Raw genomic sequence first — 432 nt, forward strand, 5'->3', positions numbered from 1 at the left:
GGCATCGCCCCGGCATCAACCGGGGATTGAACACCTTGAAGCCGCTCCAGAGTCAAGCGGTTTGATGCGGACGCACACCGGCAAGCGGCCGGCGCGCCCGTTGCGGTCAAAGCTGCGCGAGCGCCTGGTCGAGATCGGCGAGCAGGTCGTCGATATGCTCGATGCCGATCGACAGCCGCACCGTTTCCTCCTTCACGCCGGCCTTAGCGAGTTCGGCCGGCGACAACTGACGATGCGTGGTCGAGGCCGGGTGCGTCGCGAGCGACTTCGTATCGCCGATGTTGACGAGCCGCGTGAACAGCTTCAGCGCATCCTGGAACTTCGCGCCGCCGTCGCGGCCGCCCTTCACGCCGAACGTCAGGATGCCCGGCGCGCGGCCCGACAGGTAGCGCGCGACGAGCGGATGATCGGGATGATCGGGCAAGCCCGCAT

General features: G+C 67.4%; 1 protein-coding gene. It reads right to left on the reverse strand.

Annotation, left to right across the window (positions count from 1 at the left end):
- Positions 1-106: 106 nt before the first annotated feature.
- On the reverse strand, positions 107-432 hold a 326-nt coding region (locus M3196_RS21795; RefSeq protein ID WP_251324379.1), incomplete at its 5' end, for a PLP-dependent transferase.

The organism is Fictibacillus nanhaiensis, from assembly GCF_023715445.1.
GTDB lineage: Bacteria > Bacillota > Bacilli > Bacillales > Fictibacillaceae > Fictibacillus > Fictibacillus nanhaiensis_D.